The 21284-nt window shown below is 37.7% G+C and carries 22 protein-coding genes; 14 read left to right on the top strand and 8 right to left on the bottom strand.

Translation table 11 applies throughout. The features are described 5' to 3' along the window. The first annotated feature begins 27 nt into the window (after window positions 1–27). The 7 genes from ACT5E3_RS01595 to accC all read left to right on the top strand — a co-directional run bounded on the left by ACT5E3_RS01595 (window position 28) and on the right by accC (window position 6175). Window positions 28–1338 (top strand): amidohydrolase, encoded by a 1311-nt coding sequence (locus ACT5E3_RS01595; RefSeq protein WP_444996575.1) that lies wholly within the window; start codon window positions 28–30, stop codon window positions 1336–1338. Between the two features lie 25 nt (window positions 1339–1363). Beyond that, window positions 1364–1921 (top strand): TIGR02444 family protein, encoded by a 558-nt coding sequence (locus tag ACT5E3_RS01590; RefSeq protein ID WP_444996574.1) that lies wholly within the window; start codon window positions 1364–1366, stop codon window positions 1919–1921. A 111-nt stretch (window positions 1922–2032) separates the two neighbouring features. Next, entirely contained in the window at window positions 2033–2470 is a 438-nt protein-coding gene (gene zntR / locus ACT5E3_RS01585; protein ID WP_444996573.1) for a Zn(2+)-responsive transcriptional regulator, read from the top strand. Window positions 2471–2474: 4 nt separating this feature from the next. Beyond that, entirely contained in the window at window positions 2475–3551 is a 1077-nt protein-coding gene (locus ACT5E3_RS01580; protein ID WP_444996572.1) for an SO_0444 family Cu/Zn efflux transporter, read from the top strand. Window positions 3552–3779: 228 nt separating this feature from the next. Further along, window positions 3780–4217 carry a type II 3-dehydroquinate dehydratase gene (gene aroQ / locus ACT5E3_RS01575; protein ID WP_444996571.1) on the top strand — a complete coding sequence of 146 codons (438 nt, stop codon included), beginning with the start codon at window positions 3780–3782 and terminating at the stop codon, window positions 4215–4217. Between the two features lie 66 nt (window positions 4218–4283). Continuing rightward, entirely contained in the window at window positions 4284–4742 is a 459-nt protein-coding gene (gene accB / locus ACT5E3_RS01570; RefSeq protein ID WP_444996570.1) for an acetyl-CoA carboxylase biotin carboxyl carrier protein, read from the top strand. Between the two features lie 77 nt (window positions 4743–4819). After that, window positions 4820–6175 carry an acetyl-CoA carboxylase biotin carboxylase subunit gene (gene accC / locus ACT5E3_RS01565; protein ID WP_444996569.1) on the top strand — a complete coding sequence of 452 codons (1356 nt, stop codon included), beginning with the start codon at window positions 4820–4822 and terminating at the stop codon, window positions 6173–6175. Window positions 6176–6449: 274 nt separating this feature from the next. Here the strand turns inward: accC and ACT5E3_RS01560 are convergent, their stop codons facing one another. Then, window positions 6450–7010 carry a DUF4124 domain-containing protein gene (locus ACT5E3_RS01560; protein WP_444996568.1) on the bottom strand — a complete coding sequence of 187 codons (561 nt, stop codon included), beginning with the start codon at window positions 7008–7010 and terminating at the stop codon, window positions 6450–6452. A 177-nt stretch (window positions 7011–7187) separates the two neighbouring features. Beyond that, window positions 7188–8597 carry a glutamate--ammonia ligase gene (gene glnA / locus ACT5E3_RS01555; RefSeq protein ID WP_444996567.1) on the bottom strand — a complete coding sequence of 470 codons (1410 nt, stop codon included), beginning with the start codon at window positions 8595–8597 and terminating at the stop codon, window positions 7188–7190. Between the two features lie 322 nt (window positions 8598–8919). On the opposite strand from glnA, the gene ACT5E3_RS01550 reads away from it, so the two are divergent. Further along, window positions 8920–9918, top strand: a complete 999-nt coding sequence (locus tag ACT5E3_RS01550; protein ID WP_444996566.1) for a DMT family transporter — start codon at window positions 8920–8922, stop codon at window positions 9916–9918. A gap of 55 nt (window positions 9919–9973) precedes the next feature. On the opposite strand, the gene ACT5E3_RS01545 is transcribed toward ACT5E3_RS01550, so the two are convergent. Further along, window positions 9974–10789 carry an FKBP-type peptidyl-prolyl cis-trans isomerase gene (locus ACT5E3_RS01545; protein WP_444996565.1) on the bottom strand — a complete coding sequence of 272 codons (816 nt, stop codon included), beginning with the start codon at window positions 10787–10789 and terminating at the stop codon, window positions 9974–9976. A 126-nt stretch (window positions 10790–10915) separates the two neighbouring features. Between ACT5E3_RS01545 and ACT5E3_RS01540 the strand changes: the two genes are divergently transcribed. The 3 genes from ACT5E3_RS01540 (at window position 10916) to ACT5E3_RS01530 (ending at window position 13031) form a co-directional block, all read left to right on the top strand. Continuing rightward, window positions 10916–11911 (top strand): WD40 repeat domain-containing protein, encoded by a 996-nt coding sequence (locus ACT5E3_RS01540; RefSeq protein ID WP_444996564.1) that lies wholly within the window; start codon window positions 10916–10918, stop codon window positions 11909–11911. A 260-nt stretch (window positions 11912–12171) separates the two neighbouring features. Then, window positions 12172–12774: an RNA polymerase sigma factor gene (locus ACT5E3_RS01535; RefSeq protein WP_444996563.1), complete on the top strand. Its 603-nt coding sequence runs from the start codon at window positions 12172–12174 to the stop codon at window positions 12772–12774. Then, on the top strand, window positions 12774–13031 hold the full coding sequence (locus tag ACT5E3_RS01530) for a hypothetical protein (protein WP_444996562.1): 258 nt from the start codon (window positions 12774–12776) through the stop codon (window positions 13029–13031). Before ACT5E3_RS01535 ends, ACT5E3_RS01530 begins: the two co-directional genes overlap by 1 nt. Before the next feature lie 13 nt (window positions 13032–13044). Here the strand turns inward: ACT5E3_RS01530 and ACT5E3_RS01525 are convergent, their stop codons facing one another. Further along, window positions 13045–13380: an outer membrane protein assembly factor BamE gene (locus ACT5E3_RS01525; protein ID WP_444996561.1), complete on the bottom strand. Its 336-nt coding sequence runs from the start codon at window positions 13378–13380 to the stop codon at window positions 13045–13047. 210 nt (window positions 13381–13590) lie between these two features. Here ACT5E3_RS01525 and fur point away from each other — a divergent pair, with 210 nt between their 5' ends. Then, window positions 13591–13989 carry a ferric iron uptake transcriptional regulator gene (gene fur / locus ACT5E3_RS01520; RefSeq protein WP_444996560.1) on the top strand — a complete coding sequence of 133 codons (399 nt, stop codon included), beginning with the start codon at window positions 13591–13593 and terminating at the stop codon, window positions 13987–13989. Between the two features lie 21 nt (window positions 13990–14010). On the opposite strand, the gene ACT5E3_RS01515 is transcribed toward fur, so the two are convergent. Both ACT5E3_RS01515 and rsd read right to left on the bottom strand, forming a co-directional pair. Beyond that, window positions 14011–14307, bottom strand: a complete 297-nt coding sequence (locus tag ACT5E3_RS01515; protein WP_444996559.1) for an antibiotic biosynthesis monooxygenase family protein — start codon at window positions 14305–14307, stop codon at window positions 14011–14013. 98 nt (window positions 14308–14405) lie between these two features. Further along, the gene (gene rsd, locus ACT5E3_RS01510; RefSeq protein ID WP_444996558.1) at window positions 14406–14858 is read right to left on the bottom strand and encodes a sigma D regulator; all 453 of its coding nucleotides are present in this window, start codon (window positions 14856–14858) and stop codon (window positions 14406–14408) included. A gap of 208 nt (window positions 14859–15066) precedes the next feature. Between rsd and ACT5E3_RS01505 the strand changes: the two genes are divergently transcribed. Beyond that, window positions 15067–17028, top strand: a complete 1962-nt coding sequence (locus tag ACT5E3_RS01505; RefSeq protein WP_444996557.1) for a PAS domain-containing sensor histidine kinase — start codon at window positions 15067–15069, stop codon at window positions 17026–17028. Between the two features lie 39 nt (window positions 17029–17067). On the opposite strand, the gene ACT5E3_RS01500 is transcribed toward ACT5E3_RS01505, so the two are convergent. Together ACT5E3_RS01500 and ACT5E3_RS01495 are read right to left on the bottom strand one after the other, a co-directional pair. Beyond that, complete coding sequence (locus ACT5E3_RS01500; protein ID WP_444996556.1) at window positions 17068–17583, bottom strand: disulfide bond formation protein B; 516 nt, start codon at window positions 17581–17583, stop codon at window positions 17068–17070. 283 nt (window positions 17584–17866) lie between these two features. After that, a complete protein-coding gene (locus tag ACT5E3_RS01495; protein ID WP_444996555.1) occupies window positions 17867–20191 on the bottom strand; it encodes a Tex family protein in 2325 nt (774 codons plus the stop codon). A 347-nt stretch (window positions 20192–20538) separates the two neighbouring features. Between ACT5E3_RS01495 and ompR the strand changes: the two genes are divergently transcribed. Beyond that, window positions 20539–21255: an osmolarity response regulator transcription factor OmpR gene (gene ompR / locus ACT5E3_RS01490; protein WP_444996554.1), complete on the top strand. Its 717-nt coding sequence runs from the start codon at window positions 20539–20541 to the stop codon at window positions 21253–21255. The last annotated feature ends 29 nt before the right edge of the window (window positions 21256–21284 follow it).

Genomic DNA, 21284 nt, shown 5'->3' with positions numbered 1-21284 from the left:
ACTCTAAAAAAATAGATAGGAAACACAATGAAGTCTCTTCTACTAACAACCATCACACTGATGTTTATCTCATCAATTACGACTAACAGTTATGCTCAAACGAGCTCTCTCGAATTTTTACCTGAATTAGTCAATAAAGTAGAAAGCAAAGTCATTCGATGGCGCAGACATATTCATCAGAATCCAGAATTATCAAATAGAGAGTTTGAAACAGCAAAAATGATTGCAGCACACCTCCGTGAATTAGGACTTGAGGTACAGACAGGAATAGCTCACACAGGAGTGGTCGGAGTTTTGAAAGGTGGTTTACCCGGTAAGACAGTTGCCCTAAGGGCCGATATGGACGCTTTACCCGTAACAGAGCGAGTCCAACTGCCCTTTGCTTCTAAAAAAGTGACACAATTCTCAGGACAAAAAGTTGGAGTCATGCATGCCTGCGGGCATGATACACATGTTGCAATTCTAATGGGGGTTGCAGAAGTCCTATCAAAAGTTAAGGGCAATATTAGAGGTAGCGTTAAATTCATTTTTCAACCCGCAGAAGAAGGAGTTCCAGAAGGTGAAGAAGGAGGTGCAGAATTAATGGTTAAAGAAGGCGTTTTAAAATCTCCAGACGTAGACGCTATTTTTGGGCTGCATATATCTTCACAAACACCTGTTGGTGTTATTGCATATCGACCTGGAGGTATAATGGCGAGTGTGGATGATTTTCGCATTCGGGTTAAAGGTAAACAAACCCATGGCTCAGCCCCTTGGAATGGTGTTGATCCAATCGTAGTTTCAAGCCAGATTATCAATAGCATACAAACAATTATCTCACGTCAAATCAAACTGACCCAAAATGCCGCAGTCATTACGATTGGAAGTATTCACGGTGGCGTCAGATCAAACATTATTCCAGAAGAAGTTGAGATGATTGGAACGATTCGTGCTTTAGATACTGAAATGCGCAATAAAATTCATCATAAACTCCGCCAGATAGCCACAGGAGTAGCAGAAAGTATGGATGCAAAAGTTGAGATTGATTTACCCATGTCTTCTAGTTATCCAGTCACTTATAATACACCCCAATTAGTCCAGCAGATGCTACCTACCTTAAAAAAACAGGCTGGTGAAAGTAAAGTGATTTTAATTGATCCCATCACAGGCGCAGAAGATTTTTCATTTTTTGCTAAAGAAGTGCCTGGCTTTTATTTTTTTCTGGGTGGACGTCCTCAGACACTTTCTCCAGAAAAGGCAGCCGCCCATCATACACCTGACTTTTACGTTGACGAGTCAGGAATGAAGCTAGGTGTATCAACTTTGGCAAATATGGCCATTGATTACTTGAATAATTGATAAATAAATACCAATATTAACCTATATGAATAAACAAACTTTTGATCTTCACCAAAATGGCACTGCGGCAGAAAACTTCTGGCGCACATCAAGTGACTTTTATTCAAATCCAGAAGTAAACAGTGCCTTATTAGCGCTGCAAAATGAACAAAATAAAAATATCAACCAAATGCTTTTTGCTTTGTGGGTCAGCACTTACTTTCAAATTTCTCTCGAAGAATCTTATACAGCACAAATATCTAATGAAGAAAAAAGAGCTCAGTCCTGGGCTAGCAATATTCGCAGTTTGAGATTCGAGATGGAGCAAGAGAAAAAAGATGGTGGCACTGGGGAGTTCTCCCAATTGAGAGATGTTATTTTGGAGACAGAGCTAAAAATGGAACAGATTCACCAACAAAGGCTGGTTGCTAATTTATTAAAATGGATCGAAGTCAACCAACCAGCCCAGCCCATGCAAACAGACTTAGAAGAATTACTCCTTTTTAACCTAGCGGCACTCTGCGGTTCATCAGCTAATAATTCAGATTATCAAAAACTGTCTAGACAATGGTTAGACTTTTGCCGACAACAGCCAGATAAGTAATTTCATGCAAGAATATTTAAACAAAGTCTTTAACCTTTATTTAACAAAATCAGCATAAACTTCCAAAAACCTCTTGACCCTATAGTAGACTTTAGGGTTTATACTCTACGTATGATTAAACACTTTTATAAAATTGGTGAATTAGCCAACAAAGCAGGTACAACTGTTGAAGCCCTGAGATTTTATGAATCGCAAGGATTGATCAGCGCTCGTAAACGCTCGAGCTCAGGCTATCGTCTCTATAATGAACAAGACGCTCAAAAATTGTACTTCATTCTACACGCTAAAAAAGTCGGTTTTTCACTAAAAGAAATTAATCAGCTATTAGGCCTTCAATTACATAGAGACGAACACACTTGCCAAGAAGTTAAACATTATACAGGCAAAAAAATTAGTGAAATTGAAGCAAAAATTAATGATCTCGAGAAAATGAAGTATGCACTAAATAAGATGCACAAAGCTTGCTGTGGCGGCGCTGAAAGTGCTATCAATTGTACAATCTTGCAAACGCTCGAAGATCCCGACTTTTTTAAAATAAAACCAGAGTAACCTCATGATGTTGCTAATTCATAATTTTATTGAGCTTTTTACCGAATCAGCCCCTTGGCTATTATTGGGCCTATTAATTGCCGGACTTATGAAGTGGGTCGTTCCATTTGAATTGCTTCAAAAACATATGGGAAAAGGAGACTTGTTATCCATTATTAAAGCAGCTTTAATTGGCGCACCACTTCCCCTGTGTTCTTGTGGCGTCATTCCGGCAGCTATAGGGCTAAGAAGAGCCGGCGCATCTAAACCCGCAAGTATTTCTTTTTTGGTTGCAACCCCTGAAACAGGCGTAGACTCCATCTCGGTTTCTTACGCACTTTTAGGACCATTTATAGCAATTATAAGGCCTATTTCGGCAATTTTAAGTGCCATTTATGCTGGCATTCTTGTAATGATTATCGATAAAGAAGAAGAAAATACTAGCAATAGCCAATCAAATAGTTCCGACTCTAACAAAAGCTGCTGCACTTCAAAACAAACCACCTGCTCAAGTAAAACGACTATGGCGCCTATTAACTTTTATCAAAGAATGACTAACATATTGAGCTTTTCTTCAGGCAAGCTATTACGTGATATTACCCCTTGGTTAATGTTCGGATTATTGTTAGCTGCAATGATAAAAACCTGGGTTCCAAACGAATTCTTAACTCAATGGGGCGACGGTTTTCTTGCAATGCTGGTAATGTCCGTTATAGGCATACCTATGTACATTTGCGCTACAGCATCAACGCCGATAGCAGCAGGTTTCTTAGCAGTAGGCGTTTCGCCAGGCGCAGTCTTAGTGTTTATGTTAGCAGGCCCAGCAACTAATTTATCAACAATGGGAATGATTCGTCAGGAAATGGGGACAAAGGTCCTGGCGGTTTATTTAATGAGTATTTTCAGTGCCAGTATAAGCCTTGGATACTTTACCAACTGGGCTATTAACACCTTTGGCTTTACAGTTAGCAAAGTAGCCGCTAACACTCACCAAATGGAAACTTCTTTGATTTATCAAGTTTGTGCTGCAATGCTAGCTATTCTTATACTGCGCAATCTCATTAACCAATTAAAACCCCAAATTGCATCAACAATTAATTAAACTACCAATATTTTTGGTCGCTTTAATTATAGTAAAAATGCTAGAAAATCTCCTATAAACCGTAAAAACACAAACAAAATCAGCTAACATCTTCTAAATAAGGAAAAACAATTATTTTTACTCTCTAATATAAAATTTTAAATTTTTTCTCAGGTATATTGCTAGTTTCGAGATTTTAGCGTATTTTAACCTCATTAATGTTAAATATTAGTGATTAGATTAATACTTATGAGTGTTTTAATCATCAATGGTCCCAACCTCAACTTGCTTGGAACCCGCGAACCAGAGATATATGGCGCTACGACATTGGCAGAGATAAAATCCAAATGCTTAAAGATTTTGCAAAATGCGAATCTCAAAGCTGACTTTTTTCAATCCAATGCTGAGCATGAAATTGTTGATCAAATTCAGGCTGCTCGCACAAACCAAGTCTCTTACATTATTATCAACCCTGCAGCTTTTACACACACGAGTGTTGCTATCCGCGACGCAATAGCAGCTGTTGGTATACCATTTATTGAAATACACTTATCTAATCCACATTCACGGGAACCTTTTAGACAACATTCTTACTTTTCAGATTTAGCTGAAGGCATTATTGCGGGCTTCGGAGAAGAGAGTTATGCAATGGCATGTGAGGCTGTTATAAAAAAGCTAACCCACTAATTATTTTAATCATTTATATATAACCATTTATTTTAGTTTTTAAACATTGTTCAAGGTGCAGTTATTATGGATATTCGAAAAGTAAAAAAATTAATCGAATTGTTAGAAGAGTCAGGTGTAGCAGAGATAGAAATAAAAGAAGGTGAAGAGTCGGTTAGAATTAGCCGTGCTGCTGCGCCATTGTCAGCCCCACCGGTGCAATATGCAGCAGCTCCTGCACCAGCAGCTGCACCAACAAATAGTTCAGTGCCAGCTTCTGATAGCCCATCTTCTGTGACAGAAGAAGTTGCAGGTCACCAAGTAAAATCTCCAATGGTTGGTACTTTCTATCGCTCACCATCACCAGGTTCAAAATCATTTGTAGAAGTAGGTGATCAAGTCAAAGTAGGTGATACCTTATGTATTATCGAAGCAATGAAAATGATGAACCAAATTGAAGCAGATGCGGCAGGAACGGTTAAAGCAATCTTAATTGATGATGGTGAACCGGTTGAGTTTGACGAGCCGCTATTTATTATCGAATAACGTTTGATTATTCACATAATCAGGTTGGGTGAATTTTTTATTCCCCATGGAATTAATCAAATAATCTGGAAGATAAGATGCTTGATAAAGTTGTTATTGCTAATCGCGGAGAAATAGCTCTGCGAATATTAAGAGCGTGCCGAGAACTCGGCATTAAAACTGTGGCAGTACATTCAACTGTCGATGAAAATTTAATGCACGTAAAGCTAGCTGATGAATCTGTTTGTGTTGGCCCAGCGTCACCATTAGAAAGTTACCTCAATATACCAGCCATTATTGCCGCGGCAGAAGTCACAGATGCCATTGCGATACATCCCGGTTATGGCTTTTTAGCTGAAAATGCTGATTTTGCGGAACAAGTAGAACGTAGTGGCTTCCGTTTCATAGGGCCTACAGCGGAAAGTATTCGTTTAATGGGTGATAAAGTATCAGCTATTGCTGCCATGAAACGTGCGGGTGTTCCTTGCGTCCCAGGCTCAGATGGTCCTTTAGGTGATGATCCAAAAGAAAACTTAGCTATGGCAAAGCGAATTGCATACCCTGTGATTATTAAAGCCTCTGGTGGTGGTGGTGGCCGAGGTATGCGAGTGGTACATAAAGAAGAAAACTTGATCGAATCAATTTCGATGACTAAAGCAGAAGCTAAAGCGGCATTTAATAATGACATGGTGTACATGGAAAAATTTTTAGAAACACCTCGTCATGTTGAAATTCAAGTAATGGCGGACAATCATGGTAACGCAATTTATTTAGGTGAGCGTGACTGTTCGATGCAACGTCGTCACCAAAAAGTAGTTGAAGAAGCACCGGCACCTGGTATCACCGAAGAAAAAAGACGCTTTATTGGTGAGCGCTGTGTTCAAGCTTGCCAAGAAATAGGTTATCGAGGTGCAGGAACATTTGAGTTTCTTTATGAAAAAGGTGAGTTTTATTTTATTGAAATGAACACCCGAGTTCAGGTTGAACATCCTGTCTCTGAAATGATTACCGGTGTCGACATAATAAAAGAACAATTAAGGGTCGCAGAAGGACAACCATTATCATTTCGACAAGAAGACATTCAACTAAGAGGTCACTCAATTGAATGTCGAATAAATGCTGAAGATCCGAATACCTTTATTCCATCACCAGGAACAATTAATCGTTACCATGCACCAGGAGGACCTGGGGTAAGATGGGACTCTCACATTTATTCAGGCTATAAAGTCCCACCTAATTACGACTCTATGATTGGTAAATTAATTACCTATGGTGAAACTCGTGAGGTAGCTTTAGCACGTATGCAAATGGCTCTTGATGAAGTAATCATTGATGGTATTAAAACAAATATTGAACTGCAACGTCGTATAATGGCCGATGAAAACTTCTTGAAAGGTGGAACTAACATTCATTATCTTGAGCATAAACTTGAAAATGAATCATTAAAAAAATAATGAACTGATAAAAAAATGCCCGCTAACATAAGCGGGCAAATCAGGGGTTGAAAATCAAGCTGTCATCAAATTCGATATAGGGCGTATGTTAGTTAATAAGGAAACCCTTTTCTGAGACTGAATTAACACTATTCCACTAAATTCTAAACAAGCATAAGAAAAATAGTTTTTTAGGTATATTTTCAAGTAAAAATTATTTCATTGAGCGATTTTATTTTTATTTAACCTTATTTTTATTAAGGAATGTTAATCTTCTATAATGACGAATTCTTAATTATTTTTTTCTTTTTAAGTTAAGTCTTTTTAACACCTGAAACTTATGTGTATTGCTTGAACGAATGGTTTTACCGAGTGAATCAACGACACTAACACTCGCGGTATGAGCACCGTACTCAACATTTTTAATGGTTGCACTTAAAGCGCTTCTTTCACTTTTTATCAAAGAACCATCTAAATAAAATCGAATTGAATGCTCTCCAGTTAAACCAGGCTCCAAGCTTCCTTTTAATGTAATAGTTCCATCATTAGTTCTTATTGCACCATCATTCTGAGGCTCAATTAGCTCAATGTTATAATCAACTTGAACTTCCTTCACTTCATCTGGCGCTTCTTTGCCATTTGAAAAACTTTTTTGAATAGCTTCATAATCGGGTGTTTCCATTTTTATTGCGGGCACTTCTTTCATTTCAATTTCTTTAGCGCCTTTTTGAGGTTCATCGGAGTAGTGTACATTGCCATTTTTATCAACCCACTTGTATAGTTTCTTTTTCTCAAACCCATTAACACCTGATAATTGAAGAAAAAGACACAGACTGATTAAAAAAAACTTTTTCATGTTAGCCACCTAATTAAGTGAAAAGCACCAGAGTTTATAAAATACACCTATTTTGCATAGCCATCAAAACTAAATGCTAATTTTACTTTTTAGACTTTTGGTTTTTAGAACAGTTTCACTGAATAATAAAAAAAGCCCGGTCATAAACCGGGCTTTTATCTTAAAAACAGCTTAATATTAAAGGCTATAATACATATCAAACTCTGCTGGATGAGTTGTCATATTAACATAGTTAACATCTTCTCGTTTTAGTTCAATATAGGCATCCAAGAATGCATCACTAAAAACATTACCCCGTGTTAAAAATTCTCGATCTTTATCTAATGAATCAAGAGCCTCTTCAAGTGAACTAGCAACCGTTGGTATTTCTGCCGCTTCCTCAGCAGGAAGGTCATATAGATCTTTATCCATAGCATCACCAGGATGAATCTTATTTTGAATACCATCAAGGCCAGCCATCAACATAGCTGTATAAGCTAAGTATGGGTTAGCCATAGGATCAGGAAATCTCACCTCAATTCGACGACCTTTTTCACTAGGTACGTGCGGAATACGGATAGATGCACTTCTGTTCTTCGCTGAATAAGCCAACATTACTGGCGCTTCAAAACCAGGAACTAATCGTTTGTATGAATTAGTTGATGGGTTAGTCAACGCATTAAGGGCCCTGGCATGCTTAATAATACCGCCTATGTAGTAAATCGCTTCTTCAGATAAACCACCATACTTATTACCAGCAAAGATGTTAACACCATCTTTTGCTAACGACTGATGAACATGCATTCCACTACCATTATCGCCAACAACAGGTTTTGGCATGAAAGTCGCAGTTTTACCGTAAGCATGAGCCACATTATGCACAACATACTTTAAAATCTGTGTTTCATCCGCTTTAGCGACCAATGTGTTAAATTTAGTTGCTATTTCATTTTGATTTGCTGTTGCAACTTCATGATGATGGGCTTCCGTTGGGACTCCCATTTCCTCAAGCACTAAACACATTTGTGAGCGTATGTCTTGTGAAGAGTCAACTGGAGGAACGGGAAAGTAACCCCCTTTTACTCTAGGTCTATGTGCCATATTACCATCATCGTAACGACGCTCCGAGTTCCAGGCTGCTTCATTAGAATCTATACGATAAGAGGCTCCTTTCATATCAATGCTAAAACGCACATCATCAAATAAGAAGAACTCTGGCTCAGGACCAAAGAATGCAGTATCAGCAATCCCTGTCGATTTTAAATAAGCTTCTGCTCTTTTAGCAACCGAGCGAGGATCTCTATCATATCCTTGCATTGTTGTAGGCTCTAGAATATCGCAACGTAAATTAAGTGTCGCATCTTCACAAAACGGGTCCATAACAGCTGTTGCTGCATCAGGCATTAAAACCATGTCAGACTCGTTGATGCTTTTCCAGCCTTGAATAGAAGAGCCATCAAACATCTTTCCTTCTTCCATAAAATCTTCATCAATACAATGAACAGGCAGTGTTACATGCTGCTCTTTACCTTTTGTATCAGTAAACCTTAAATCAACAAAAGAAACATCATTTTCTTCAATCATGGTGAAGATATCATTTTTAGCCATCGTTATTTCCTCAAAAAGTGTACTGCAAACCAAGTTATTAATTTTCGAATATACAGCACCAAGCAAACTTGATGCCAACTTTTAGGTACTTATAATTGCAAGATTACCGGCTATTATAGTTGGATAATAATGAATAGACAGTTTATTTATGGTGCATAAATAAGTTACAACGCACCAATTTGGTGCATTGTATTAATGAGGTTGCTGAATTGATAAATTAAACTAATGCGAATACTTAGTTTATTTAGATTGTTGTAAAAACCTATACCTGTAAACTTCATAGCTCCAATTTTACTCCTAGCAGCTTAGGAGGGAGTTTACAATGTATAATCGTCAAGATTTAATAGCCATCGCTCAAGTGGTTGTGGCAGTCATTATTTGGTCAGCTTCATTCATTGCAATGAAAATTGCTGTTGCGGAATTAGGTGCATTTTTAACTGTATTCTTAAGAATGCTATTAGCTGTTGCCGTGCTAATGTTTTTCTTACCCAAAGTTCATAAAGAAAGGAAAGCTTACCAAGCAGGTGATGGCTGGTTAATTCTTGGATTAATACTCTGTGAACCTTGTTTATATTTTATATTTGAAGGACTAGCTCTCACCTACACCAGTGCTTCAGAAGCAGGCATGATAACGGCTTTACATCCCTTTATGGTGACGATTGCAGCTTTTTATTTTTTAAAAGAGAAAATCAACAACCGTATGGTTATTGGTGGATTAGTCGCTGTTTCAGGCGCAATATTACTCTCTTTACTTGGAGAAAGTTCAGGGCAAGGCAGCAACCACTTACTTGGCAATGGGCTTGAATTTATTGCTATCTGCTTTGCTACTGGTTACAGCATTTTAGCTAGAAAGCTAGGCGAACGTTACTCGCCAGTATTATTAACTAGCCTACAAGCATTGTTTGGAACTTTCTTTTTCTTACCATTAGTTGTGGCATTTAATAGCAATATACCAACAGAAATATCAACTCAAGGTATTTTGTCAGTATTATTTTTAGCGTGGGGAGTCAATGTAATTGCCTTTATTTTATATAATTCTTCATTAAGAACATTACCGGCAAGTAAAGTGGGTTTATGGATGAATCTACTCCCATTAGGCACATTATTCTTTGGTTGGTTATTACTTGAAGAAAAATTGACAGACGGACAATATATTTCAGTTTTGCTTATTATTGCGGGAATAATATACAGCCAACTAAAACCACGGCGAAAAACAGTCTTTATTGAACAATCAATGATTAAAGAAGAGTATGTTGATCAGTTGCTTGATGGGAAACAGTCATCAAATAAAGAGCAACAAGAAATAATATTAAAACCTTAATCGGCTAAAAGCAGCAGTTTAGAGTAAAATAAAGCCCCTATTCGGGGCTATATTTTTATTTTTCAGCTTTCTTCGCTTCAGCAGCTTTTTTAGCCTGCTCTGCTTTTCTAGCTTCCTCTTCTTTTTTAACATCTACGATTTCAAGTAGTTCGACATCAAAAACCAAGATTGAATTACCAGGGATTCGGCCTCTATCTCTTTCGCCATAACCTAACTCAGGAGGAATAACAAACTGAAATTTACTTCCCACATCCATTAATTTAACACCTTCGATCCATCCTTGTATTACACCACCTTTTAGTGAAAACTTAAATGGTTCTTTACCAACAGAACTATCAAACTCTTCACCATTAGTAAATTTACCGGTGTAATGAACTCTAACAGTATCCGTCGCAGCAGGTTTAACCGCTCCTTCTTTAGCTTTTTGAATCACTTTATAGTACAAGCCTGATTCAGTTTTAGTAAAACCATCTTTTTCAGTTTTTTCAAAAAATGCTTTATTTTCTTCTACTCTAGCAGTTCTCTCTTCTTGCATTTTTTGTTGCTGTGCCATACGCATTTTTTGTTGAAAAATCTGTAGTTGCTCATTGACCTGATCATCGTTTAACTCAGATTTTTCCTGAACTCTTGCATCAAAACCACGCTTTACTACATTTATATCTAATCCCATAGACTTAAAGTCATTATTGATTTGAATAATGCTATCGGCCATATTTGTACCGAGTGCATAAGCCATTTTATCTTTATCGGCGAGCACAGCTTTGTTTTCAACTTTGCTGTCTTTGGTTTCTTCTTTTTTATTAGCCTTGCCTGCATCCTGGCATCCAGATATCAAGATACCCAGCGTAATAGCTGCGATATAGTTTTTCACGATAAACCCTCTTATTGATTTAATTTTATGTGTTTTAGGAATATTTCCCTTAATAAAATGGCAGTCTATACTTTATTTAACAAAAAAAGAAGTACCAGGCCATTGGCTTGAACTTAAGGAAGATGGATGATACTACAGAGTTTACCCAGACTTTTGTTGGTAATAGTTAGCATTTTTATCATTTCTAGCTGTCAAAATGAGCCTAAATCAGTAGCTGAGTGGCAACATACTGCTATTGGCGCTTTGGATGCCACTATTTCCAGAGATGGTAGATTTGCTATGATCTCCTCGGTTAATTTTGGTGTTGGATTTTGGGATTTAAATAAAAACCAACTATTATTTCAGTGGAAACATGATCAAAACCCTGAGTCAGCGATTATTGCCCTCAACATTTCACCAGATGGAAGCAGAGCAGTTACAGCAGATGCTAGAACTTTTGTTATTTGGAATACAACTTCAGGCAAAGCCTATGGCTATTGGAAAGCTCCCGCAGATATACGCTCTATAGCTCTCTCTGATAAGGGCCGTTATGTTTTGTTAGGGCTTGGGAATGGTTTAGCCATTCATATTGATATGAACACAGGTCGTAGGCTTGAGTTCACAGGCCATAGAAATGAAGCTGTCGCCAGTGTTGATCTATCCGCTAATGGTCGTTGGGCATTCACAGGTGGCAATGACTATCGAGCAGTTTTATGGAATACCAAAACAGGTAAGCCACACCAACTTTTCGAACATAAAACACGAGTAACAAAACTAAAATTAGCCTCTAGCGGAAAAATGGCTTTTACTTCTGGGACTAAAGGCAATGCAACCATTTGGAACCTGCAAACAGGACGACCAGTAAACCAATTAGATCTCAATCCTAGAGAATACATCATTAGTGCTGCTGCTTTCTCACATGATGAAACCATGCTTGCCACAGGAGCTCCTGGTAGAGATGTGAGTCTTTGGAATATCAGTACAGGGAAAAAAGTGGATCAGTGGCGAGCAAGAACCCGTCAGGCAGGTAAACCACTGGGAGCTATTATTTATGCTGTTGGCTTTTCTAAAGATGATCAGTTTGTTATCAGTGAAAGTTCTGCAGGCTTTGGCGAAAAATGGCCAATTAATGCTATGCCCTAGTATTGTTTAAGCGATAAAACAGATGAAAAGCGCCTCCTCCTCCAACCTACTTGGGTTAATTTTTATTCACTGTTTTGGTTATTTAAAAACTTGAACCTAACACTCAGTCTGTTATTCTTATTTTGAAATAAAAATAAGCAATTCTGTCTTGGTCAATTGGCTTTATTAATCGAAAACTCAGCCTACTATCAATTAACTTTAATTATTAGTAGATTTTTCGTTCTATGACTATGCGTTTCAGAATTAACTGGAGTCAAAGGTTGTCAAACCAAGAAAAGTTACTTATTGAAAAATTATTGGCTGGTGATGAAGCCACATTTGAATCAGTATTTTCTCAATATTACTCATTAATGCACTCAGTCGCTCAATCTATTGCAGGTAGTTCGATCGCAGACGAAATTATTCAAGAATCATGGATTTCAGCATTGCGAGCATTACCTAAATTTGAAGGTCGCTCTTCATTAAAAAGCTGGATAATGAGAATTGTCGCTAATGAAGCCAAAACTCGACTCAGAAAAGAGTCGCGTTCGGTGTCACTTGAATCAATGCAAGATTCATGGGCTACAGATCCTAGATTTGATGAAAAATCTCACTGGGTTTCACCCTCTTCTCAATGGCATGCCGATACACCGGAAAACTTGTTAGTCGCTAAAGAGCTAGAAGATTGCATATCAAAAAATCTCGAAAAAATACCAGAAAACCAAAGAGTTGCTATGAAATTGAAGGATTCTGGAGGCTTATCAATGGACGAAATTTGTAACATTTTAAGTGTTACACCGTCTAACTTGAGAGTATTACTACACCGAGGCCGAGATCGTATTTTGCAAGTCATTGATCATTTTCAAATCACAGGGGAATGTTAATGTTACCTTCTTGCAAAAAGGTTGCAGAAGAGTTGTCGGAAAATATCGATCAACCCATCACAGGAATACGCGGGTTTAAGTTAAAGCTCCACTTACTCATGTGTCGCTTTTGCCGAAGATACGATAAACAAATCAACCTTTCAACCAAGACAATTAACTTAGTAGAACCCAAAAGCCTGCCAAGTCCTATATTACGAAACAAACTACTTAAGCATTACCGTCAATGTTATAAGTCGTATAATAATAAGCCAAAATAGTAACCTTTAAGGATTAGTTAGTGCTTTTTACTTTTAGCGCTTCGGGAATCTCATAATCACCTTCAGCAGATATCAGCTTATCATCTTTGAATATCAACTCTAACTTTTTAATGTTTTTAATACCTCGATTAGGATTTTCATAACTATATAAATAAGTCCATTTATCATCAGTAAAGCTATCTTCGATAACTGGCGAACCCAGTACAAAAACAACCTGATTTTTAGTCAGTTCAGGACGCAACTTGTCAATATCTCTTTGTGCAAGAATATTACCTTGTTGTATATCAAGGCGATAAACACATGCGCTCAATGTGAATATAAAAGCTAAAAATGACAACTTTTTAATCATGGACTTTCCTACAATAAAATATTACTACTAAAATGTTCGGCTTTTGCTGAAAAACAACAGAGAGATTTCTCACCTCAGCGAGGTATTCTATATGAATTTGTGCAAAATACCTTAAAAAAAGAATATAATGTGGTGTTATAGTCCATTTTAAAGCTAAAAAATTCCATTTATTGGTCGATTTAACTAGGAATTAATTACGGAGAGTATATTTTGAATAACCAACAACTTAAAGAAGCGGGCCTAAAAGTAACACTACCGCGTTTGAAAATATTAAATATCCTCGAAAAAACTGAGCAGAAACACTTAAGCGCAGAAGATGTTTACAAATTATTATTAGAAGCTGGTGAAGATGTTGGTTTAGCAACGGTTTACCGTGTACTAACACAGTTTGAATCAGCAGGATTAGTTAGCCGACACAACTTTGAAGACGGCCATGCAGTATTTGAATTAAGCGGCGATGAGCATCACGATCATATGGTTTGTGTAGACTCAGGCAAAGTAATTGAATTTGTTAATAAAGAAATAGAAGATCTTCAGCACCAAATTGCCGAAAAACATGGTTACGAACTCATTGATCATAACCTCGTCCTTTATGTTAAGAAAAAATAAATAAAATAAACGGTGGCCACACTATTTGAGTAATTGACTGTTTTCTAAAACAGTTATTTTTTCATCCGTTGTTAGTAGTGGCCGCATTTCCTCCAAAACTTCTTGGCGTTCTTCAGAGTTATACCACTTTTCCCAAGCCGCGTTATTTTCCCAACTAGAGATTATAAATGCTTTGTGTTGGTTTGACTTTTCTTGTAACAATTCACCAGCAATAAAACCTTCAATTGCAGTAGCCTGCTTACGGGCCCTGCGAATCATATCTAGATAATCATGGAAGCATCCTTCTTTGACATTTCTTTCAATGATCACTCTTATCATTTTTTATTATTCCCAAATCTATACTGAATTAAAATAAGCAACAAATAACACAAAGGTTATTTAATCTTGATTAACCTGAAAAGTTTAGCCAGCGAAGTCTAATGCTTAGTTTTCAATGTATCAATTAAATCATCTTCGAGTTCGACTCTTTTTGCAATCGCTTCCCCCAAAACGGATAAATCATTGTCTAAACGCTCAAAAATAGAGTCTTCTGAAAATTGAGAATACTTATCATTAAAATTTACAACAATATCTGTTGTCTCAGAAATCTCAGGGTATAATTTTTCAAGTAATGAAATACTTTCAGGACCATTGACCTCACAAGCATTCACTATTTGTTCATATACTTCAAAATGCCCTGCAGAAACATAGTCAATCAGCAAACCACAAAACTGGTTAAGCTGTTCACCATCAGGCAGTGATAAATTATTTCGACTACCTGATAATCGAAAGTATTGAACAAGTAATTGATTTCTTTCAGCCAACCAATTATCTACTGCGTTGTTTATACAAAGGGCGGGGGTATCACCGTCAATTTTTTTTTCTGACATGCTTGCCAGGCTCCTCAGTCTAATTCATATCTTTCATCTAGGTTTTACCACAATAAATGCAGACTTCAAAATATTTTTATCAGAAACTGTTTTTTTCTTTTAAATCATTCCGCTCTTTTGTTTATCTTTTAATCAAGTGTCAAATAAATGCCGCCTCTATCACTTGTTAGAACTGCGGCTCAATCAAAATTAAGCTAAACTAATCAACATGAAGCCAACATCCAATAAAAAAACAGCGAAATCTTTTCAATTTGCACGCTATTGGACAATTAGAAGTTTTACTGCCTCATTGATCGTAATTGCGGCACTGCTTCCTGTTGTGAGCGCATTAAGCATTAACTTTTGGCTTGATGGAAGTTATAACTGGCGTGAAGCCGCTCTTGAATTAGGAGTCGCTTGTTTAACACTTGCAGTGATCGCATATCCCGCATTTTATTTGCTCAACTGGGAATCAGCACAAGCACAACGCTGGGATGAAACACGGCAAGATTTTCGCTTATTGATAGATCAAGCTGTCGATATGGTACTACTCGTATCAATGGATGGAAGAATTGTTGAGGTTAATCAAAAAGCATGTGAGTCTCTTGGATACACCAAAGACGAACTAAAGAATTTATCAACTCTCGACTTAGATATTGACTGTTATTTGCACCGCCACCCTAAACTCGTCAATATTATGCAAGGAGGCGGTAGTGTTAGCTATGAAACACGGTATCGTACACGTAGTGGACAACGAATACCGGTTGAATGCAGAGCTCGTATGGCTAGCTGGTTGGAAAAACCACACTACATCGAATTTGTTACCGACATATCTCATCGCTTGGAAGTAGAAAAAGAGATTGATGAATCAAAAGAAGCACTAGAAAAAACTAGAAACTTATTAGAGTTAAGGATTGCAGAACACTCCTCTGAGATTAAGAAACAAAAACAAAGCCGTGAAATGGCAGAGCGTTATGCAAACTCAATTCAAAACTATCTCGAAAAGTTAATTGATTCAATGCCATCTGGAATTATTGCAGTGGATGAAAGATACCGTGTGATGCAATGGAATATCGAAGCAGAAAAAATGACCAATGTTCGTGCAAAAATGGCTATTGGAGAAAAGCTTTCGAATTTATTTCCCGCGTTATATATTCAAATCATTAAAGCTTCAGAATCAAAAGATCTCCTTAACCAAACGCTTAGTTTTCAGTTTAAAATCAAAATAAACCATGAACCCAGGGTACTTGAGGTAATGATTTATCCGATTTTTTCATTAAGAGAGGAAGAACAAGGAGAAGTCATTCGGATTGATGATATTACTGAAAAACTAAAAATTGATGAAACCCTTGTACAGACAGAAAAAATGCTGTCTTTAGGAGGGCTTGCTGCGGGCATGGCGCATGAAATCAATAACCCTCTAGGTGCGATTATGCAAAGCACACAAAATATCAAACGACGGCTTTCAAAAGAGCTAGCAAGAAACCAATTAATTGCAAACGAGACACAAATTGACCTTAATGCACTCAATGAGTATTTAACTCAACAGAGAATTCTTGAATTTCTTGATGGTATTTTACAGTCTGGTGAAAGAGCGGCACGAATAGTCGGTGATATGTTAAGTTTTTCTCGTCCGGCCAATCAAGAGTCAACCCTGGTCAGTGTCGATGAAACATTAGATGCAGCGGTCCGATTATCCGCCAAAAACTATAATCAACGAAAAAAGTTTGATTTCAGAAAAATAGAAATTAAAAAAACCTATTCTCCAGATGTTGGCCATGTTATGGCACAAAAAAACCAGCTTGAACAAGTTTTTTTAAACCTCCTAATCAACGCAGCTCAAGCATTAGCCCAAAAAGACTTTGCTGGTTTTGTTCCCACAATTGAGTTAATCATCCGCCGAGAAGGAAGTATGGTCTGTGTTGAAATTATTGACAATGGTCCAGGAATGGATGAAAAAACTCGCAAACGCGTTTTTGAACCATTTTTTACGACTAAAGACGAAAATGTCGGTACAGGACTAGGCTTATCCGTTTCTTATTTTATAATATCTGAGCAACTTGGTGGTCAATTAACGGTCGAATCACAACTCGGCAAAGGATGTCGCTTCACACTACATCTACCACTAGTTGAATCAGGACTCAAAAAACACTCCGATGTCCATGACGAACAAATAGAGCTGCCACTATAGAGTTTTAATCTTGAACAATATTAAAGTCCACCGCCCATTTTAGCTAAAAATATGTTTACTTGGTTTTAAATGACGATAAATATTGCGTACCATTAACCCAGCTATTACCACAAAAAAGATCAACACCCATCCTGGCATTGAAATTCCCATCATTTCCCAGCTTATCTTCGCGCACTCACCATCGCCTGCTAATACGGTACTAATCACTTCACTGATTGGTAACATATCAACCAGATAGTCTAATGCAGGGCCACAAGCAGGAACCTCTCCTTCAGGTAAGTTTTGTAGATATAAATGACGGGCGGAAACAATGCCGCCAAGTATTGCACTAATTAACCCAAGAATAGAATATCCCAAGTTCCAACCACTTCCAACACGCGGGTTGTGTATACCTCGCAATAAAAACCATATTCCAACACATAAAACACCAATACGCTGAAAAATACACAGAGGGCAGGGATCCATATTTTCGACAAATTGAAAATAGTAAGCTGTAACCAGTAATTGGTAACAAACAAAAGCCATAAACAGGTTAAAACCTCGGGATTCAAGCATGACTATATTCCAACTGATTAGTAGTAATGAGCAATGCTAAAAGACTAACAGAATTCAAAAGTGCAAAAAAGTATATAAATTGAAGAATTAGGAAATTAAACACTTTATTACAGACAATAAAAAAGCCTCATTTTGAGGCTTATAAAAGTTTCCAGTCTGCAGGTCCCACTTATGTGGGCTTCTATTATTCGCTAGCGTTGGGTATTTATAACAAACTGATATAGGCCTTGCAACATAAATTTACAAAATGTGTCATATTTTTATCTCTTTGAATGATGAATAACTATTTTTTGCCTTTTAATGCATCAGCTAATGCCATACCAAACGCCGAATTGACAGGCTTTTGCTTCTTTGGTGATGATTTTGGTTTATGATGACGCTTTACCGCTTCTCGACTGTCACCTTTAGTACTGCCTTTAACTTGGGCATTTTCAGGATTAGGCCCAACCATTGATAGACTAATCCGCTTGCGTTTGGCATCAACTTCAACCACATGCACTTTAACGATATCTCCAGTTTTAACAACATCGCGCGGATTAGATATAAATTTATCACTCATTACTGAGATATGAACTAAACCATCTTGATGAACACCTATATCAACAAAAGCACCAAAATCCGTTACATTAGTCACTGAACCTTCTAAAGCCATACCAGGACTAAGATCAGCAATTTTTTCAACACCGTCTTTAAACTTTGCTGCCTTAAAATTACCTCTAGGATCACGCCCCGGTTTATCAAGTTCGGCTAAAATGTCGTTAATTGTTGGTAAACCAAACTTTTCTTCTACAAAATCAGCCGCATTTAACTGAGCAAGAGTTTGTTTATTCCCCATTAAACTATCAATACTACCCTGTATTTTGGCTAACATTTTTTCAACGATAGGATAAGTCTCAGGGTGAACACCTGATTTATCAAGCGCATTATCACCATCGGTAATTCTTAAAAAACCAGCCGCTTGTTCAAATGCTTTTGGCCCCAGCCTTTCAACTTCGATTAATTGCTGTCGATTAATAAAACGACCATTAGATTCCCTATATCGAATAATATTCTGGGCTAACGTTTTGTTTAACCCTGAAACATGGGTCAATAAAGGCGCCGATGCAGTATTCAAATCAACGCCCACAGCATTTACACAATCTTCTACGACACTAGCTAATGACTTACTTAACTGGCTTTGACTGACATCGTGTTGATATTGACCGACACCAATAGCCTTCGGCTCAATTTTAACGAGTTCGGCTAATGGGTCTTGCAAGCGTCTTGCAATGGAAACAGCCCCACGGTAGGTAACATCTAAATCCGGAAACTCTTCGGAAGCTAATCTAGAAGCCGAATAAACAGAAGCGCCAGCCTCACTAACAACTATTTTTTGCAAACCTAACTGTGAATGCTTTTTCATCAACTCAGCCACCAACTTATCGGTTTCACGCGATGCCGTACCATTGCCAATGCTAACTAATTTAACTTTATGCAATTCACAAATCGTTGCTAACTTTGCAATAGAAGCATCCCATTGATTTTGTGGAGCATGAGGAAAAATCGTTGATTGGGTGAGTAATTTGCCTGTATCGTCTACCACAACGGCTTTTACACCAGTTCGTAAACCAGGATCAAGCCCCATAGTGGCATACCTTCCCGCAGGTGCAGCCATTAAGAGATCGCGCAAATTACTAGCAAAAACCGATATTGCACTGGCTTCAGCAACTTCTCTTAATTGACCTAATAACTCTGTTTCAAAAAAGTTATGCAGTTTTACCCGCCAAGTCCACAATACAACCGTTTGTAACCATGTATCTGCGGCACGCCCTTCATTTTTGATATTAGAATGCTTAGCAATAAGGTATTGCGCATGATTGCTCGCTTTATCATCTTTTAGCAGTTGCTCATCAACCACTAACTCTAAGGATAGAACACCTTCATTACGACCTCTAAATAAAGCTAATGCTCTATGTGACGGTATTTTGCTAAGCTTTTCTGAATATTCAAAATAGTCTCGAAACTTATGTCCTTCTTCTTCTTTGCCGCTAATGACTGTAGCCCGAACAAACGCATGTTCCTTTAAATAGCTTCTAAGATCAGATAAAAGTACCGCATTTTCGGCAAACTCTTCCATCAGAATTTGTTTTGCCCCATCTAATGCTGCTTTTGTATCATTGATGCCTTTCTCTTCATCCAAGTAACTTTGTGCCGTAGTTTCAGGATCCAAGTCTGGCTCAGCCAACAAACCACTTGCTAATGGAGCAAGACCAGCTTCGCGAGCAATTTGAGCCTTAGTTCGACGTTTTGGTTTATAGGGCAGATATAGATCTTCTAATTCGCTTTTGGTCTCTGCTTGAACAATACTGGCAGATAATTCGGGGGTTAATTTTTCTTGTTCTTCGATACTTTTTAGAATAACTTGGCGACGCTCCTCAAGCTCTCTTAAATAACCCAGTCGCTCTTCAAGATCACGCAATTGGCTATCATCGAGACCTCCTGTCACTTCTTTTCTATAACGAGCAACAAAAGGTACGCTAGCACCATCATCGAGTAACTCTATTGTGGCACGAACCTGTTCCTGTTTAACTGAAAGCTCTTGAGCAATTTTTTCTGCGATATTAAGCATAAAATTTCCTGGCAAAACAAACCTTGATAAAATAGAAGAGTAAATAACTCACGTTGAGTTAATTAATTTTTGATAATCGGACTGGCGATTATAAACATTTCAGTAAGAAATTCAGCTGTTATTCTCAATAAAAATTAACTTAAAGAATAATACTTGTCTAACTTGTTAAGTAGTAGATTAGACATTTTTTCTGATTATTCAAAAATTAGGTTATACTCTGTAACAATTGGTCATGGAAAAACCTTTGCCTTTCAAACGGTTAATCATAGAAAATAACTCATTGAAGACGAAGTCCAGTAGACTATATCATTGATAAGTTATAACAAGTGCAGATAAAGGGGATAACAATGAGTGAAGAAACGCAGAAAATTTTGGTTGTTGATGACGATTTGCGTTTACGTAGTTTATTGGAAAGGTACTTTAAAGAACAAGGATATATTGTAAAAGCAGCCGCAGACTCAGAGCAAATGAATCGTTTTTTAGAAAGAGAAAACTATCATCTGATGGTGCTTGATCTAATGCTACCCGGCGAAGATGGCTTATCTATTTGTAGGCGCCTGAGGGCAGAAGATAACAATATCCCAATCATTATGCTAACCGCTAAAGGCGATGATGTTGATCGAATCATTGGGCTTGAGTTAGGTGCAGATGACTATCTTGCAAAGCCCTTTAATCCACGCGAGCTATTAGCCAGAGTTAAAGCTGTATTACGACGAAAAACGACAGAACTCCCTGGTGCACCAAGTGGAGAAGAGAAAATTATAGAGTTTGGACAATTTAAGCTCAACCTAGCCACACGAGAAATGAGTCGCGAAGGAACACCGCTAACTTTAACTAGTGGAGAGTTTGCCGTACTCAAATCATTGGTCACCAACCCTCGCCAACCACTTTCAAGAGATAAATTAATGAACCTAGCTAGAGGGCGCGACTACAGTGCATTAGAGAGAAGTATCGATGTGCAAGTTTCGCGTTTAAGGCGCATGATCGAAGAAGATCCAGCCAAACCGCGCTATTTACAAACAGTTTGGGGCATCGGTTATGTTTTTGTTCCCGATAGTGACTAGAACATTACTTTAGCCTGCTCTAAAGCAGG

Source organism: Aliikangiella litoralis (genome assembly GCF_052495765.1).
This window is presented reverse-complemented; position numbering and strand designations above follow the sequence as displayed.

What these genes read in the sequence shown, in the direction of transcription:
- ACT5E3_RS01595 (WP_444996575.1), top strand. Translation starts at nt 28, where the DNA reads ATGAAGTCTCTTCTACTAACAACCATCACACTGATGTTTATCTCATCA.
- ACT5E3_RS01590 (WP_444996574.1), top strand. Translation starts at nt 1,364, where the DNA reads ATGAATAAACAAACTTTTGATCTTCACCAAAATGGCACTGCGGCAGAA.
- zntR (WP_444996573.1), top strand. Translation starts at nt 2,033, where the DNA reads ATGATTAAACACTTTTATAAAATTGGTGAATTAGCCAACAAAGCAGGT.
- ACT5E3_RS01580 (WP_444996572.1), top strand. Translation starts at nt 2,475, where the DNA reads ATGATGTTGCTAATTCATAATTTTATTGAGCTTTTTACCGAATCAGCC.
- aroQ (WP_444996571.1), top strand. Translation starts at nt 3,780, where the DNA reads ATGAGTGTTTTAATCATCAATGGTCCCAACCTCAACTTGCTTGGAACC.
- accB (WP_444996570.1), top strand. Translation starts at nt 4,284, where the DNA reads ATGGATATTCGAAAAGTAAAAAAATTAATCGAATTGTTAGAAGAGTCA.
- accC (WP_444996569.1), top strand. Translation starts at nt 4,820, where the DNA reads ATGCTTGATAAAGTTGTTATTGCTAATCGCGGAGAAATAGCTCTGCGA.
- ACT5E3_RS01560 (WP_444996568.1), bottom strand. Translation starts at nt 7,010, where the DNA reads ATGAAAAAGTTTTTTTTAATCAGTCTGTGTCTTTTTCTTCAATTATCA.
- glnA (WP_444996567.1), bottom strand. Translation starts at nt 8,597, where the DNA reads ATGGCTAAAAATGATATCTTCACCATGATTGAAGAAAATGATGTTTCT.
- ACT5E3_RS01550 (WP_444996566.1), top strand. Translation starts at nt 8,920, where the DNA reads ATGTATAATCGTCAAGATTTAATAGCCATCGCTCAAGTGGTTGTGGCA.
- ACT5E3_RS01540 (WP_444996564.1), top strand. Translation starts at nt 10,916, where the DNA reads ATGATACTACAGAGTTTACCCAGACTTTTGTTGGTAATAGTTAGCATT.
- ACT5E3_RS01530 (WP_444996562.1), top strand. Translation starts at nt 12,774, where the DNA reads ATGTTACCTTCTTGCAAAAAGGTTGCAGAAGAGTTGTCGGAAAATATC.
- ACT5E3_RS01525 (WP_444996561.1), bottom strand. Translation starts at nt 13,380, where the DNA reads ATGATTAAAAAGTTGTCATTTTTAGCTTTTATATTCACATTGAGCGCA.
- ACT5E3_RS01515 (WP_444996559.1), bottom strand. Translation starts at nt 14,307, where the DNA reads ATGATAAGAGTGATCATTGAAAGAAATGTCAAAGAAGGATGCTTCCAT.
- rsd (WP_444996558.1), bottom strand. Translation starts at nt 14,858, where the DNA reads ATGTCAGAAAAAAAAATTGACGGTGATACCCCCGCCCTTTGTATAAAC.
- ACT5E3_RS01505 (WP_444996557.1), top strand. Translation starts at nt 15,067, where the DNA reads ATGAAGCCAACATCCAATAAAAAAACAGCGAAATCTTTTCAATTTGCA.
- ACT5E3_RS01500 (WP_444996556.1), bottom strand. Translation starts at nt 17,583, where the DNA reads ATGCTTGAATCCCGAGGTTTTAACCTGTTTATGGCTTTTGTTTGTTAC.
- ACT5E3_RS01495 (WP_444996555.1), bottom strand. Translation starts at nt 20,191, where the DNA reads ATGCTTAATATCGCAGAAAAAATTGCTCAAGAGCTTTCAGTTAAACAG.
- ompR (WP_444996554.1), top strand. Translation starts at nt 20,539, where the DNA reads ATGAGTGAAGAAACGCAGAAAATTTTGGTTGTTGATGACGATTTGCGT.